The following is a 15,368-nucleotide window of genomic DNA, read 5'->3' as shown; positions in this document are numbered from 1 at the left end:
TGACAAAGTTTTGTGGAAGAAGTGTTGCCATAGTTCTGCCCTTCTGGGAACTCTGGCTGTCCCTTTGATCGGGGGATGAATCGGCGTCTCTTCTTCCATCCGGGCCCGTGGTCGTGTTTGACCCGACTTTTTGTTGTGTCTGGAGTGCCCATGTTCTCCGTCTCGATGCCCCGTTTTGTGTCTCTCAGTCTTGCGATCTCAGGGTTATTTTCCTTCTCGATAAGCGCCGCCGGCGCACAGCAGGTGCAATACAGCTCGGCGCACAGCAGCGCTCAGCGCACGCTGCCGCAGACCCTGAGCGGCGGGAGCAAAGCCCTGCTTGCAAAGCTCGCGGCATCGCGCAGCGGCATCTCCTTGGCGGTGGCGTACGTTGACGGCGACGGAAACCCGGACCTCATCACGGGCTATTCAACCTCTGGCGGAGGCGCGTTCACACTCCAGCGCGGATCGTCGGCGGCAATCGCTCCATCGTCCTCCGACTGGGCAGCTATGCAGCGCGGCGAACTGGTGAGCCCCTTTGCCCAGGACGCAGAGGTCACCGAACTGCCCGTACAGCCCGACTTCCTGAAGGCCGCCGACATCGATGGCAATGGTACGGTCGATGTCGTAGTCGCGGCCCGTGGCGGCAACTCTGCCTACGTTCTCTTCGGCGACGGTAATGGCGGGTTCTCTCAGCCGCAGGCTCTGCCGGTGCAGGGAACCATTACCGCCCTGAATACCTTGCGTACAGCCGATGGACCCAGCTTTATCGTCGCCGGCGTATGCGGCGGTGCGGCAGGTTGCTCCTTGCAGGTAATGGCCAAGGACGGAACCGTGCATGCCTCGTTGGCCTTGCCGGCGTCTGCCAGTGCCGTTGAAGCGGTAGCGGTCAATGGCCATATGACCCCGGACCTCGTTGTCATCGCTGGTGGCCAACTGCTGTTGGCCGATGGCCCTTCGATCGCAGCGGGTACGGCAACGTTCGAGACCCTGCCGGTGAGCAACGCTGCTGCGATCAGTGCCGGATCGTTCGTATACGACCGCCGTCCCTATGTGCAGTTGGCCGTGCTCGACTCTGCTGCGACGCTGCATGTTCTGGCGCGTCCCGGTGTCAACAGCCGCGCTCTTACGCAGGCTGAGATTGTTACGTCTCGGCACAGCCATTCCAAAGGGTTCACACCACCCAGCCCCTCCGGGCTTGGCTGGGCAGAGGTGGAGACTGTGAACAGCGTGGGCTCCGGCGGCACGTCGCCGCTCATGCTGCGCGCCCGCTTGAGCGGCAGTGGCGGCGACGACCTTCTCGTACTCTCCGGCTCGCAATACGTTACCGTGCGCCATGCCATCGATACGTCCAGCGCCACCGTGAAGACGACACCCGCTGTCACCTTCGACTCCACGAGCAACGCTGTAAAGGCGGCTGTTGCCGTGCGAGTGAGTCCCGATGCTCGGCAGGGCGTCGTGATCGCCGATGGCACGGCAGAACCGAACGTCGCTCCACCGGTGCCTACGGTCAATAAGACGTATACGGTAAATGCTACCGCCGATACCTTCGATAACCTCGCCACAGCAGGCCGCTGCACGACGGCGGGGCCTACCTGCTCGCTGCGCGATGCTATCGATCTGTCTAATAACGATTCGGCAACGAATATCAGCGCCGGCAAGATCGACAAGGTAATCGTGCCAGCCGGTACCTATCCTTTGACTGACAGCACCAGCTACAACTATGTCTCCTCCCCTCTTGATCCCGGCGACCCCGATCTTACCTTCCACATCGAGATCACCGGGCCGGTGAACATCGTTGGCGCGGGGGTCGGGAGCACGATTATCGATGGCAAACAGAACGACAGGATATTTTCCGTCAACAATGGCCTTCTGGTTAGCCAGGCAATCTTCGACACCTTTATATCCGGCGTCACGCTACAGAACGGAAAGAACGTTAACAACTTCCTCGCAACTCCCGTCGGCGCCTATGAGAATTTTGGCGGCGTCATGGATTGGGATTCCTTTGGCGGCGGTTATCTCACAATCACCAACTCCACGTTCCAGAACAGCACCATTTTGTGGGGGCCGGGCGGGGCGATTGTGGGATTCAACACAGGCGGGGGAGGCAACGGCACAATCGAACTGGATAGTTCCACGGTGACCGGGAACTCCACGCCTGAAGCGGGCGGCGCTATCGAGGTTGAATCTGATTTTCCCGCGGTGATTCTGAACGCTACAACCATCTCCAATAACAAGGCCCTTCAGTCCGTGAACCCTGCAGATGGTGATGGGCTTAACATTTGTGAGGGCGGCGGGCTCTATCTCCTGCCTGGCTCCAGCGTACAGTCGGCGATCATCAACGGAAGCGTGATCTCTGGTAATCAGGCGACAGACGAGGGCGGCGGCGTCTGGGGCGGTTTGGGATTGCTCGTCACGTCCTCGTCGTTTACGGGCAATACCTCCGACTCGGGGGGCGGCCTGTTTGTGGACCCCGATGGCCAGACTGCCACTATTACCTCCGGAACATTTACCAACAACAGTGCCACGACCGATGGCGGAGGGATCGTGGTAGGTGCGGATGCTCCCGGCAATATCTTGAATATGCACTACTCGCGCATTCACGGCAACACCAACAGCACACATTCGGGCCTTGGTGTTGGGGATATCGGCGGCGTCACCCCCGGTCCCACCGTGAATGCCACGGATAACTGGTGGGGCTGCAACGGCGCGGCTACGGGTACAGGCTGCGATATTGCAGGCGTTACGTCGGGAACGCTGACCGTATCGCCCTACACCACCCTGACGCTGTCGCTCAACAGCACCACGCCCACAGCCGGCACGACTATCACTGCAACCGGCAGTCTGGGGCAGGACTCGAATTCCACCGTCTATTCGACGGCGCAGGACGCAGCCTATTTGAACGTTCCTGCAACCCTCACCATTGTGCAGGGCTCCAGCACGACGAACTCTTCTGCGACCGCGCTCAACTCCAACGCCGCGATCGTGACGACTGCGACAGCAAGCGCCTCTGGTACTGCGAAGGTTACAGTGGATGGCACCAGTGTTTCGAAGACCTTTACCGTGACCGCCCCGATCCTGGCGGTCACCAGCACCCACACCGGCAATTTTATTGCGGGCTCGACCGGCAATACCTACACCCTATCTGTAGCCAACAGTGGCAACTCATCGACCGTGGGTACGGTGACGGTGGTGGATACACTGCCCAGCGGCTTTACCGCGACGGCTATCAGCGGCACAGGATGGAGTTGCACTCTGGCAACCCTAACCTGCACCAACAGCACCGCGCTCGCAACCAGCTCCTCACTGCCTGCGATCACTCTCACGGTCAGCGTTAGCAGCACGGATGCCGGTGTGTATACCAATAGTGTTGCCGTAAGCGGAGGCGGAGCTGTTGCCAACTCCGGAACCGATTCGACTATAGTCGTCGGTCCGCCAACGCTACTTGAGGCCTACACTCCCAACACGACGATTCTCAACCAGAACGTGGTCTTGTCCTTCCAGTTCACGAATCCTAACCCCACAGTCGCTCTCACAGGGGTCAGCGTTGTGGATGTGTTTCCAACCGGACTGGTCATCTCTACTCCGGCTGGGGTGGTCAACACCTGCGGCGGTACAGTGACCGCTGCGGCCGGGAGTAATTTCATCACCCTGATTGGAGCGAGTGTCGCGGCAGGCGCCAACTGCACTCTTTCCCTGGATATCATCGCCACGGCGGCTGGAATCTATGTCAATAACACCGGCGCACCCAGCTCGTCGAACGGTGGAACGGGTGTATCGGCTTCCGCGATGCTTACGGTCGATGGCTCGCTCTGGGTCATCAACGCGAACGGCACGGTCGCCCACCTCTCCGAGGCCGGAACGCTGGTCACGACCGCAGGCACGGCGGGCACTATCGGCACCCTCGGCGCAGTGACCTACGACAACGCCGGCGATGTCTGGGCAGTCGCCAATGGAACCAGTGTCGTCAAGGAGTTCACGAGCACCGGCACGGCGGTCACGGTATCCGGCAACGCGGCAGCAGGCGTCAATACTCCGACGTCCCTGGCCGTCGATGGCCTGGGCCAGGTCTGGGTCGCCAACGGCAACAACTCCGTCAGCGTCCTCAGCGCAACCGGCACGGCGGTGACACCAACTACCGGATACCAGGGCGGAAGTATCAGCACACCGAGAGGCATCATTATCGACAACTCAGGTTCGGTATGGATACCCAACAGCGGCAATAACTCTGTGACCAAGATCATCGGCGGGGCCGCTCCGGTTGTGACGCCCACCGTCACCGGCACCACCAACAACAAGCTCGGAACACGGCCCTAAGCTCGAGAAGCAGGAGAATACCATGCGAATCCTACATACAACACGACAGACGATGAAGAGCCCAGTCCTTGCTCTGGTCCTGACCCTGGCGGTCAGTGGAGTCCTCACCGGTTGCGGCACGGGCGCGGGAACAGTTTCCGGCCCAACTCCCATGTCGGGCGTCGCTTTGCAGGGCAAGGTGATGGGTGGCCAGCAACCGATCAGCGGCGCCACCATCCAGCTCTATGGAGCCGGTGTCACGGGCTATGGTTTGGCAGCTTCTCCGCTCATCTCGACTGTTATCAAAACTGGACCGGACGGCAGCTTCAATATCGCTGGAGACTATACCTGCACTTCGGGGGCTCAGTTGGTATACCTCGCCGCAACCCAGGGAGATGCAGGTTCCGGCAACAACGCCAACCTCGCCCTGATGGCGGCTCTGGGGCCTTGCATCGGTCTCTCCTCCATATCCTTCGTCACGATGAATGAAGTCACCACGGTCGCTTCGGTATGGGCTCTTTCACCCTTTATGACCGGCCTGGCCAACGTCGGTTCTTCCGCGACCAACGTCACCGGCATGACCAACGCCTTTGCCGACGTGAACACGCTCGTCAACATCGCGACTGGTACTGCTCCCGGGGCCTCTCTGCCAACAGGAACGACAGTTCCTTCGTCGGAGATCTACACCCTCGCCAATATTCTGGCGGCCTGCATCAATACCAACGGCGGTGTGGCCGGCACCCCGACAACCAACTGCGGAAAGCTCTTCTCCGATGTCAACCCTGGCACCGGCTCGGCTCCTACGGACACGGTGGCCGCAGCCATGGACATCGCGCAGCACCCTGGATCCAACGTAGCTGCGCTCTATGCAATACCACCCGCTATCGGAGCGGCTTTTCCGTCCGGGTTGGGCTCGCAGCCTAACGACTTTACGATCGCCGTGAACTTTACAGGCGGTGGCATCAGCGCTCCAGCGGCATTAGCTGCGGACGCCTCTGGCAACATCTGGATCGCCAATGGCAGCGGCGCTGCGGTGACGGAACTCTCGCACAGCGGCGAACCTGTAAGCGGCTCGCCGTTTGCAGCTAGCCTGTCCGGCGCCTCGGCGATCGCGATCGACACCACGGGCGGACCGTGGATCACCAACACGACAGGCAATTCGGTGAGCCGTCTCACCTCTTCCGGCAGCGTCGTTACCGGTTCGCCGTACAACACCGCGGGATACTTCTCCGCCCCCACCGGCATCTCCTTCGACACCACCGGCAGGGCCTGGGTCAGCAATAGCAGCAACAACAGCGTGACCGTTCTTAGTACCTCCGGTGTGGGTTTTAACTACACTCCATCCGGTCTCACAACCCCGGTTGGCCTCGCGGTCAGCGCGCATTGATCTTTGGGCCTGTTCCTAACGCTGTCTTTGTGATGGCCAGCATCCAGGAATCTGTTCTTGTGGGGATACAACCGCAAGAACAAAACTACGAACAAGCGTTGTCCTCGCGGAATCGGCGACGCCTTATATAGAGGAGTAAACGATGGCACAATCTTATGTCGGAGAAATACGGGCCGTAGGCTTCAACTTCCAGCCTGTGGGCTGGCTCTTTTGTAACGGAGCGCTTCTATCGATTGCAGAATACGATGTACTGTTCAACCTCATCGGCACTACGTACGGCGGCGATGGGGTAACTACCTTCGGGCTACCCGATCTGCGCGGCCGGACACCGATCCATCAAGGCAGCGGAGGCGGAGGCACGTACGTCATAGGACAACTCTCGGGTGTTGAAAACGTGACTCTGACGACTTCGACGATACCCGCCCACAAGCATCCGATCGCGGCCCAGGGGGCCGCCGGCACTTCAACTTCGCCTGCTGGAGGGTTCTTCGCGGGGTCGCTCGCAGGCCAGTATGCTCCCGTCGCCAACGGCACATCCGCGATGGGCGCCGTCACAGGTCAGCAGGGCGGGAGCCAGCCGCACAACAATCTCCAGCCATTTCTTTGTGTCAACTACATCATCAGCCTGTATGGCGTCTATCCGACCCAGAACTAGAGGACCTTATGAGCACACCCTATCTAGGACAGATTCAGCCGTTCCCCTACAACTTTGCGCCCAGAGGCTGGGCTGTGTGCAACGGCCAGACCTTGCCTATCAGCCAGTATGCCGCGCTGTTCTCGCTTATCGGCACTTTCTACGGAGGCAATGGGATCAATAACTTCCAGTTGCCCAATCTCCAGGGACGATGCGCGTTATCTTTTGGCACCGCCCCGTCTGGGACGCCCTACGTGATAGGCCAACTAGCAGGCGAAGCCAACCACACACTCCTCCTGACTGAGTTGCCTGCCCATGTGCATACGCCTCCTACGTGTTCGACCGCCACAGGTACTGCAGTGACACCCGTCAATACCTTCCCCGCGTCCTTAACAAAGGCTCCCTACTTTCCATCCACTCCCACTTCATTAGTCTCTCTGGGCAATGGGACCGCTTCCACGGGTGGAAGTACTCCACATGCGAACCAGTCGCCTTATCTCGTACTCAACTTCTGCATTGCCCTTAACGGCATCTTTCCTTCGCGCAACTAATCTCCAAGGAGTCTTCGCATGTCCTCATCATTTGTCGGTGAAATCGAAATCTTCGGCTTCAACTTCGCTCCCCAAGGATGGGCCCTGTGCGCGGGACAGTTGCTGCCTATCTCCCAGAACACGGCCTTGTTTTCTCTCCTCGGTACGCAATACGGAGGTGACGGCAAGTCGACCTTCGGGCTGCCCAACCTGCAGGGCACCATTCCCGTCAGCCAGGGACAAGGTCCAGGGCTTTCCGACTATAACATGGGCGAAACCGGCGGTACGGAGACGGTGACCCTTACCATCAATCAGATTCCGATCCACGCTCATAATTTGGCGGCTTCTGCTGTAGGAGGGAAAATCGAAACGCCTTCTGCCGCGACCGTTCTGGGAGTCACGGAGCGTGGAACCGAGCCCTATGCAGCGGCGCCTACCGCAGGAGCCACCATGAATACCAACATCGTAGGCACCGCTGGCGGAAGCCTGCCTCACAACAACATGATGCCGTATCTCACCTTAAACTATTGCATCTCGCTGTACGGTATCTTTCCGGCACGCAGTTAACGGCAAACCAGGGCACTCACCTGAAACACGAAGGCCACCGGAAGATTCTTCCGGTGGCCTTCGTGTTGCTAGAAATAGTAGGCAGTGACGTTGCTGCTCGTCACTACAAGCACTCATGGTGTTTTCTAAAAAATGGTGGGCAGTGAGGGACTCGAACCCCCGACATCCTGCTTGTAAGGCAGGCGCTCTAACCAACTGAGCTAACCGCCCGCTTTGGAGCGAACCTATCTAGTGTAGGACAGCATAGGCCCGCACGCCAAATTTACACCTTTGGCTCCCATCCTTTTTCGTACTCGCGCCGAGTCATGGCCGCAGCAGCAGGGTCGCCGACGATGTGACCATTGGCCGGGTCGAGCTTCAGAACACGGTTGGTCTCCCACGCATAGTTGGCCAACTGCAGCATGGTGACCGCCACATTGCCGGCCGAGACCGGCGAGTGCAGCGCCTCGCCCTTCTGGATGGCCGCGATCAGATTGCCGAAGTGCGCGTCTGTCATGGAGTCCTTGCCCGTAAGGTCGGAGGACGAAGTCTTCTCATGGTTGACCTTGAACTCATCTGTCTTCTTGCCGCCGTCGTCATAGACCTCGTAGCCGTCACGATCGACGATGACCGAACCCTTCGTCCCGATGATGAGCGCACCACGGTCACGGTCGTACCGCTTCATCGGGTTGCAGCAGCGGCCTTCCCACGTGATCAGCTTGTCGTCGTACTTCCAGTTGACCTCGAGCGTGTCGTAGTACTGCCAGTCGTCCTTGTAGGCGTAACGCCCACCCGAGGCCTCCACGCTGTTGGGGAACTCAGCTCCGAGAGCCCAGCGGCAGACATCGACCTCATGCGTGCCGTTGTTCAGGGTCTCGCCGGTGCCCCAGTGCTTGAACCAGTGCCAGTTATACGGCTGGTAGTTGTCGTGATACGGCTTGCGTGGCGCGGGTCCCTGCCAGAGGTCCCAGTCCAGCGTGTCGGGAATGGGAACTTCTTTGCCGACCCCAATCGACTTGCGGTTGTTCGCATACCACGCCGAAGCCATATAGGCCGTGCCGATCAGCCCATCATGGATCTCGCCGACGATCTTGATGGTGTGCGGCGAGGAGCGCTGCTGGTTGCCCATCTGAGCCTGCTTGCCGTACTTCTTCTGCGCCGTGACCAGAAGCTCGCCCTCATGCGGGTTATAGCTGCACGGCTTCTCAACGTACACATGCTTGCCCGCTTCGAGGCCCAGGATGGCCATAGGCGCATGCCAGTGGTCGGGTGCGGCGATGGTGATCGCATCAACGTCTTTGGAGGCGAGCACCTTGCGGAAGTCCTTCTCAGTCGCGGGCGCATAGCCCAGCTCCTTCTGCGTGGCGCCCGCAAACTTCGCGAGGATGTTGCTCTCCACGTCGCACACATGCGTAACGTGAGAGGTGCTCTGATTCGCCTTGAGCGCAGAGAGGTGAGCATAGGCGCGGCTATGCAGGCCGATGACGGCAAAGTTCACGCGGTCATTCGATCCCAGGATCTGAGCATAGCTCTTCGCTGAGGTGGTGGCAGCGAGGCCCGCTGCTCCTACGGCCAGGGTCCCGGTAAATTCACGTCGAGAGATCACGTCTCCTCCTTGGAAGTTCGTTCCGTTGTCGTCAATGCCGCGGCACAAATTGCGGCTGCGCTGTGAGAGTTGCAAAGTTTCTTGCGGGATAACGTTACATGAGTCACCGTAGCTGGTGCAAAGGTCTTTTCAGAAACGGCTATACATTCAAGCGGTTTTCAACTGGGAAACAAATAGATTCCCCTGCCGGCTGCAGGAGACAGGCCTCCCTCTTCTATGACAGAATTCTTGGGATCGTTATTTCTTTAAAGCCCTGGAGGGAAGTGTATGTCGGTTTCGCGGCGAGAGTTTGTTATAGGTATGGCGGCAGCAGCTGCGTCCACCAGGCTACTGGCGCAGCAGTCACAGACGTGTCCCTTCCATCTGGCCGTGATCAACGACGAGATCTCTCCCGACTTCGACCACGCCTGCTACGTCGCCGCGCATGACTTCGGTTTGAGCTGGATTGAGATTCGTACGCTGTGGGGCAAGAGCCTCGCCGACGCGAGCGCGGATCAGGTGGCGGAGGCCCTAAAGATTCTCGCGAAGTACAACCTGAAGGTGACGGATCTAGCCAGCCCGCTCTTCAAGACCGATCTGCCCGGTGCGCCGCTATCCAGGGAAAGCCCGCATCATGATACCTTCAACGCCGCGGACGTCCCCTATAAGGCGCAGGACGAGTTGCTGGAGAAGCTGATCGATCTCTCGAAGACGTTCGGCACCGATCGCATTCGCTGCTTCGACTTCTGGCGGCTGGAAGACCAGAAGCCCTGGCGCGCCGAGATCAATCGCAAGCTCGCGGAAGCCGCTACTAAATGCGAGAAGCATGGGCTCGTCCTTCTGCTGGAAAATGAGATGGCCTGCAACACCGGCTCCGGCCCCGAGGCTCTCGAAGTGCTGAACGCAATTCCCAACAAGAACTTCATGCTCAACTGGGACCCAGGCAACTCCGGCACATTTCCAGGCGACGTGCCCTATCCCTCCGACTACGAGAGACTGCCGAAGCACCGCATCGGCCACGTTCACTGCAAGAACGTAAAACGCACGCCGGGTGAGAAGAAGACCTTCGAATGGCAGCCTGTAGATATCGGCCTGATCGATTGGGTCGGCCAGTTCAAGGCTCTGAAACGCGATGGCTATCACCACGCCGTAAGCCTGGAGACACACTGGCACGGTGGACCAGGGGATACCCAGGACGCTATCTCGGAGTCCTCCACCCGCATCAGCATGAAGGGTCTGAAGGATTGTCTGGGTAAGGCCGGCATTACCTGCTAAGGCCGGAAAATGGAAGGGATAAAGCACAAGCTCGCGACCGCGCTGACGATGGCAATTCTCGCCACCACGCCCCTGGTGAAAGCCGTCACGCCTCCTCTCACGCTCTATACGACCACGCATCCGGCCATGGGCACGGAGTTCACGCTGTACCTCTACAGCGCGGATCCAACTGTAGCCGCGGAGACCTCAGAAGAGGTCTTTGAGGAAGTCGATCGCATCGAGCAACTGCTCTCCAACTATCGCGACTCCAGCGAACTTTCACGCATCAACCAGAACGCGGCCGCATCGCCTGTAACCACAGACCCCGAGATGCTCGACTTCCTTACGCAGTCGGAGCACTGGAGCCGCGCCAGCGACGGCGCCTTCGACATCACCGTCGGCCGCTTGATGAAGGCCTGGGGCTTCTACCGTCACAGCGGCCACATTCCCCCTGAGGGAGAACTGCAACAACTGCGCGCGGCAACCGGTTGGGAAAAAGTTCAACTCGATTCCGCCGCACGCACCGTGAGCTTTACATCGCCGGGCGTAGAACTGGATCCCGGCGGCATCGGCAAAGGTTTCGCGGTCGATGCTGCTGTCCGCATCCTGCGCGCCCAGCATGTTGCTGCTGCTATGCTATCGGCCGGCAGCAGCACCCTATACGCCCTGGGAGCGCCGCCCAATCTCGACGGATGGCGCATCGTCGTACCCGGTCCGCTGCCTTCGCATGACAGCCTGTCGGTCATCACGCTGCGCGATACCTCTCTCTCCAGCGCCGATTGCAGCGAGAAGAACTTCACGGTGGCTGGACATCTCTACTGTCACATCATGGACCCGCGCACCATGCGGCCCGTCGAAGGCCGCACGCAGGTCAGCATCGTCGATCCCTCCGCTACAGCAAGCGATGCGCTCTCGAATGTAATCTTTGTAGAAACACCCGGGCAGAGCGTAGAGACTCTGAAGAAGTACGCTCCCGAAGCCCGCGCGCTCATTGTCTCCGGCGATGCGGGCCATCCTCACTGCACGATCTTTCACTGGGGCGTAGCGATCGACTCCACACGCTGCCCGCTCTGAACGAAATCTAGGAACTCAAGGGTATCCATGAACCGTCGCGACTTTCTGCAATCCGCCTCTGCCGCCGCTCTTGCCTCCACGACCATCGCCCGCGCCGCAACGCCGGCGGTCAAGCCGATTCGCCTCGGCGTGATCGGAGCCGGCAGTCGTGGGCAGGAGGATCTCCGCCAGTTTCTCCGCGTGCCCGGCGTCTCTGTCGAAGCGATCTGCGATATCTATCCCCCCCGCTACGAGCAGGTGAATCGCCTCGCCGGCAAGACGGTGCCTGCAACCGCAAATCATCATGAGCTTCTGGCCCGCACCGATCTCGACGCCATTCTCATCGCTTCGCCGGTAGGGCTTCATGCCGAGCATGTCATTGCAACCGCGAAGACGGGGCGGCCCATCTATGGCGAGAAGGCGCTGGGTTTCACGGTGGAGGACAATCACAACATTCTCGCCGAGGTCACGCGCCATAAGGTGCTCTTCCAGATCGGCCACGAGTACCGCTATGCGTCCTGGGCGCAGGAAGCTATCCGCCGTGTTCATGCCGGAGACATTGGAACGCCAACCCACATCTACGCCTACTGGCATCGCAACGGCGACTGGCGCCGCACAGTGCCGCAGCCCGACCCAGGAGGGAAGCTCGAGCACCTCATCAACTGGCGGCTGTATCGCGAGAGCTCCGGCGGCCTGGGCACGGAGCTCGGCTCACACCACATCGATATGGCCAACTGGGTCTTCGGCGAGCAACCTCAGAGCGTCATCGGCACCAACAGCATCTGCCGTTACCACGATGGGCGCACGGTCGGCGACAACGTGCAGGCTGTCTTCAGCTACTCGCAGGGGCGGCGGCTTGTCTTCTCCTCGATCACCGATAACGCAAAGCTGGGCTGCGAGCTCTGGATCTACGGCACCGAAGGCAGTGTGCAGATCACGATTGAAGATGCGACCTTCTACTTCGAGAAGAAGAAACTCTCCAACTCGCCAGATGACTCAGTCGGCAAGACAGTCGTCGAACGTGGTGTCGTGACCGGAGCCTCCTACTCCACGGCAGGCGAAATGCCCTACCGCGGACCGGGAGAAAAAGTAGTCACGGCGACATCAGAAGATCCAACGCTCGCCGCGGTGCGCTCTTTCACCGAAGCTGTTCGTGGGGAACACGAGATCTTCGCCGACGTACATTGCGGCTTCCGCGCCGCCATCGCCTGCTCCGTCGCGCACGATGCGGTGTTTGAAGAGAACAAAATGTCGATCCCATCCGCAAAGATCTAGAAGACGCCTTGCTTTGGCTGTTGCTTGTTTATGCTGCTGCTTGTTTTTCGTCGTTGTTTGTTTTTCGCCGTCATCCTGAGCCGTAGGCGAAGGACCCCCGCATTGGTGCTGCCCCGAATGTAAGCCAGACGCCACCAACATTTGCGGTGCGCTTTGCGTCCGAGCCGCCACAAAATGCGGGGATCCTTCAGCTACGCTTCAGGATGACGACGAAAAACAATGCATCACTCCTGCAGAACAACCTCAACCCCACCACCACCATCCGGCACCGTAACGACAATCGCATTCCCGCTGGATGTGACCTTGCCCGCACGACCATTGACCGTGACACTCGCCGGTGCTTTACTCACACCCTCGACCTCCACAACAATCTCCTTCCACCACGCCGGATAGCTACCCTCATGCTTCCCGATATGCAGGGTAAGACTGCCATCCTTCGCTGAGGCATCACACGCGAACTTCATCCGCAGGAACTCGCCGTGCTTGTAAGCGAAGCTGGTCCCGTCATCCTGATAAAGCTGCCCCGCACACTCGGGCCCAGGATAGACACGCAGCGTTAGCGGACCCTGCGGCCGTTCGGCAGTGCTCTGCATCAGAGGCGCAAGAGGCAGGATAGCTCCCGGGCGCACAAAGACGGGCAGCTTCGCCAGCTCAGGATGCAGATGCACGACGGACAACACCGGACCCTTTGCAGCCTCTGGCTGTAATCCTCCGGTCGCGACTTTCCCTTCGGCTTTGTCGACGCGTGCACCAGTCCAGAAGTCATACCATCCGGAAGAAGGAAGCTTCGCGTCGTAGTCGTCGGTCTTGTCGAAGAATGGTGGTGCGGCAACGAGAATATCCGGCCCCACCAGAAACTCGCCCGAGGCATCGAGATCGACATCCAGAGGATGACGATCCGGCGCGGCATCGGGAAACTCCAGAAACAGCGGCCTCAACAGCGGAAGCCCCGTACGCGTATTCTCTTCCATCACGCTATAGAGGTAGGGAAGCAGCTTGTAACGCGTTTCGATGAAGTGGCGGCGAATATCTTCCTGTTCAACTCCTCCGACCCAAGGCTCATGGTCGCCGGTACCTTTCTCTGCGTGATCGCGATCGATCGGCTGAAACGCTCCAACCTCAATCCACTTGGTCAGCAACTCCGTCGTGGGCGTACCCGCATAACCGCCAACATCCGCGCCTGCCAGCGAGAAGCCGCTGAGACCCAGGTTCTTCAGCATCGACGTCGTAAGCCGCAGATGGTTCCACGTCGCGGAGTTGTCGCCCGTCCACGTAGCAGCGTAGCGCTGGCCACCGGCATAGGAGGCGCGTGTGAGTACAAACGGACGCACATCAGGCCGCAATGCCAGTTGGCCATCGTAGGTAGCGCGCGAGTTCTCCATGCCATAGACGTTATGCACCTCGCGATGCGTCGCTGTGCGCGTCACAAAGCCGGGCTCGTCGATGTGGTGCACGACATCGTCCGGTATTGTGAGATGGGCTATGAAGACCGAGGGCTCATTCATATCGTTCCAGAAGCCGTCGATGCCCATGTGGTCAAAGTCTTTGTACAGCGTGCCCCACCAGAGACGCGTCTGTTGCCGCGTAAAGTCAGGAAACACGCTGGGCCCCGGCCAGACCGGACCGACATAGAGCGTGCCATCCGGGTTCTTGACGAAGTGGCCGCCCGCGACGCCGCTGTCGAATGGAGGATAGTGCACGTTCGCGATGTGCAGGTCCGTAATCGCGACGACATGGAAGTGCTCGGCATGCAGCGCGGCTACCATTCCCGGCATGTCAGGGTAGGTAGTGGTGTTGATGCTGAAGGGGCGATTCTTATCCTGGTAGTCGATGTCGGTATAGATCGCATCTGCGGGAATCCTATCGCTGCGCAGACGTCCAGCTACTTCGAGAACGCGCGCCTGCGTCATATAGCTAAAGCGCGACTGCTGAAATCCAAGCGCCCAGAGCGGCGGCAGCGGTGTCGGTCCGGTCAGCCACGCATAGCTTGCGAGCACCTGCTTTGCCGAAGGGCCATAGAGCAGATAGATATCCGCAGGCCCGCTCTCTGCGCGATATTGAACGGTACCGGCGAGTGTCTTGCCGAAGTCGAAGGACGACGGCCAGGTGTTATCGATCAGCACGCCGAGCGTGGTTCCGGCGCGATAGCTCAGATAGAACGGAATGCTCTTGTAGAGCGGGTCCGTAGACTCCTGCCAGGCATAGGCATCGGTGTTCCACAGCCGGAAGGCCTGCCCTCGCCGGTCGAACGCGCCGGTCTTGTCGCCCAGCCCGAAGTAGTGCTCATCGGAAGGCATGGTCTTCGCCAGATGCAGACGGTCGCCTTCAAACTGTATCGGCTCGGCATCCTGCTGCAGCACCTTGCCGGAAAGATCGCTCAACGTAAGCAGCCCCGTAGCCTTGCTTACAGAGACGCGCAAAGCACCAGTGTGAAAACCGGCGACGGCAGCATCGGTATCCTGCGTTACCGCGACGGAGGCCGAACGAGCCTCAGGCAATACCGCCCAGGAAGCATCTTCGGGCAGCGCACCCTTGCGTCCAGCGCGGATCCGAAGCACATCGTCACGCAGCGCAGTGATGCGCATGACGAGTTCGCCATCGTGGAGTTCCACACCATTGGAAAGCGGTGTCACTCCAGTGACGCGTGCAAACGAGAGCACGTTGGAAGGGGACTGTGCATACCCGGCTATTCCGAGGCCTAGAAGGGCACAAAGGAAAACTTTCGCAGATACTCTTCGTGCGCACATGCTTAATCTCCGGTGATACGTTGAAGTGTTAGTACAGAATCGTGATGGGCCAATCTCACCTCACCACAAATTCGAGGGACAA

Annotated in this window: 10 protein-coding genes and 1 tRNA gene; 8 read left to right on the top strand and 3 right to left on the bottom strand. The window is 59.6% G+C overall.

The window, feature by feature from the left end; all coding sequences use genetic code 11:
- The first annotated feature begins 150 nt into the window (after positions 1 to 150).
- The 5 genes from GSQ91_RS16640 (at position 151) to GSQ91_RS16620 (ending at position 7,393) form a co-directional block, all read left to right on the top strand.
- Positions 151 to 4,296, top strand: coding sequence for a hypothetical protein (locus GSQ91_RS16640; protein ID WP_158822882.1), 4,146 nt, complete (start codon positions 151 to 153; stop codon positions 4,294 to 4,296).
- A 22-nt stretch (positions 4,297 to 4,318) separates the two neighbouring features.
- A complete protein-coding gene (locus GSQ91_RS16635; protein WP_158822881.1) occupies positions 4,319 to 5,662 on the top strand; it encodes a hypothetical protein in 1,344 nt (447 codons plus the stop codon).
- Between the two features lie 142 nt (positions 5,663 to 5,804).
- Positions 5,805 to 6,317, top strand: coding sequence for a phage tail protein (locus GSQ91_RS16630; protein WP_158822880.1), 513 nt, complete (start codon positions 5,805 to 5,807; stop codon positions 6,315 to 6,317).
- Between the two features lie 8 nt (positions 6,318 to 6,325).
- Positions 6,326 to 6,847, top strand: a complete 522-nt coding sequence (locus GSQ91_RS16625) for a phage tail protein (protein WP_158822879.1) — start codon at positions 6,326 to 6,328, stop codon at positions 6,845 to 6,847.
- An 18-nt stretch (positions 6,848 to 6,865) separates the two neighbouring features.
- Complete coding sequence (locus tag GSQ91_RS16620) at positions 6,866 to 7,393, top strand: phage tail protein (RefSeq protein ID WP_158822878.1); 528 nt, start codon at positions 6,866 to 6,868, stop codon at positions 7,391 to 7,393.
- Positions 7,394 to 7,526: 133 nt separating this feature from the next.
- Here GSQ91_RS16620 and GSQ91_RS16615 read toward each other — a convergent pair.
- Together GSQ91_RS16615 and GSQ91_RS16610 are read right to left on the bottom strand one after the other, a co-directional pair.
- Positions 7,527 to 7,603: transfer RNA gene (locus GSQ91_RS16615), tRNA-Val, on the bottom strand.
- A 52-nt stretch (positions 7,604 to 7,655) separates the two neighbouring features.
- Complete coding sequence (locus GSQ91_RS16610) at positions 7,656 to 8,978, bottom strand: Gfo/Idh/MocA family protein (RefSeq protein WP_158822877.1); 1,323 nt, start codon at positions 8,976 to 8,978, stop codon at positions 7,656 to 7,658.
- A 267-nt stretch (positions 8,979 to 9,245) separates the two neighbouring features.
- Between GSQ91_RS16610 and GSQ91_RS16605 the strand changes: the two genes are divergently transcribed.
- The 3 genes from GSQ91_RS16605 to GSQ91_RS16595 are packed head-to-tail and all read left to right on the top strand — an operon-like array spanning position 9,246 to position 12,539.
- Positions 9,246 to 10,232, top strand: coding sequence for a sugar phosphate isomerase/epimerase (locus tag GSQ91_RS16605; RefSeq protein ID WP_158822876.1), 987 nt, complete (start codon positions 9,246 to 9,248; stop codon positions 10,230 to 10,232).
- Between the two features lie 9 nt (positions 10,233 to 10,241).
- Entirely contained in the window at positions 10,242 to 11,285 is a 1,044-nt protein-coding gene (locus tag GSQ91_RS16600) for an FAD:protein FMN transferase (protein WP_158822875.1), read from the top strand.
- Between the two features lie 27 nt (positions 11,286 to 11,312).
- Positions 11,313 to 12,539 carry a Gfo/Idh/MocA family protein gene (locus GSQ91_RS16595; RefSeq protein ID WP_158822874.1) on the top strand — a complete coding sequence of 409 codons (1,227 nt, stop codon included), beginning with the start codon at positions 11,313 to 11,315 and terminating at the stop codon, positions 12,537 to 12,539.
- A 224-nt stretch (positions 12,540 to 12,763) separates the two neighbouring features.
- Here GSQ91_RS16595 and GSQ91_RS16590 read toward each other — a convergent pair whose 3' ends face one another.
- Positions 12,764 to 15,286 (bottom strand): glycoside hydrolase family 31 protein, encoded by a 2,523-nt coding sequence (locus GSQ91_RS16590; protein WP_158822873.1) that lies wholly within the window; start codon positions 15,284 to 15,286, stop codon positions 12,764 to 12,766.
- Positions 15,287 to 15,368 lie beyond the last annotated feature (82 nt).

It is taken from the genome of Granulicella sp. S156 (assembly GCF_009766105.1).
Classification (GTDB): Bacteria; Acidobacteriota; Terriglobia; order Terriglobales; family Acidobacteriaceae; genus Granulicella.
The sequence above is the reverse complement of the archived record's forward strand: the minus strand, read 5'-3'. Positions and strand labels throughout refer to the sequence as shown.